1 protein-coding gene and 1 pseudogene are annotated in these 706 nt (G+C 45.8%); both read left to right on the forward strand.

Annotated features, from left to right (window positions below; all coding sequences use genetic code 11):
• Positions 1–332 (forward strand): annotated as a pseudogene (locus A3761_RS27505) (IS21 family transposase); the annotation flags it as partial.
• A 29-nt stretch (positions 333–361) separates the two neighbouring features.
• Positions 362–706: ATP-binding protein (locus tag A3761_RS08375; RefSeq protein WP_197472979.1), on the forward strand; the 345-nt coding region annotated here is incomplete at its 3' end.

Genomic DNA, 706 nt, shown 5'->3' on the forward strand with positions numbered 1-706 from the left:
GGAGCCTAGAGCGCTTCCTGAGCTGGGCAAACGAGATAGGCGCTGAAACTCGTGAAGTGGTGAATCACCTACTGCAAGAAAAGCGACATCAAGAACAGAGTTATCGCCGCATACTCGCCTTACTTAGTAATGCGAAGAAATATGGACGAGAGAGACTCAACAAGGCTTGCGGACGCGCACTACTGATCAACTCACCGACACGCAGCAGTGTTGAATCCATACTTAAACAAGGACTTGATCAGATCGTTGTTGAAACTCAGGAGCATCATATTCAGGAAGAGTTATGCCTGGACCACCATGAAAACATCCGTGGTGAAGACTACTACCACTAAATACTCATATGAATAACTAGGGAAAAAACATGTTTACCAATCAAACCTTGCAAGCACTGAGAACATTAAAACTTAGCGGCATGGCTGATGGCCTAGAGCAACAGCTAGCACAACCATCAACACATGAAGAGCTTAGCTTCGATGAACGCCTGGCGCTATTAGTCGATAGAGAAAGTACGCACCGACACANCAATAAAATTACCCGTTTACTGAAGGCTGCCAAGTTAAAGATAAAGGCTCACCCTGAAGACATTAACTACCAGCATCCACGTGGTCTGAAAAAAAGTCAGTTCGCGGGTCTACTGAGTAGTCAATGGGTTCATCAGCATCACAACGTATTAATCGAGGGCCCAACGGGCTGTGGTAAGACATAC

It is taken from the genome of Oleiphilus sp. HI0123 (assembly GCF_001635315.1).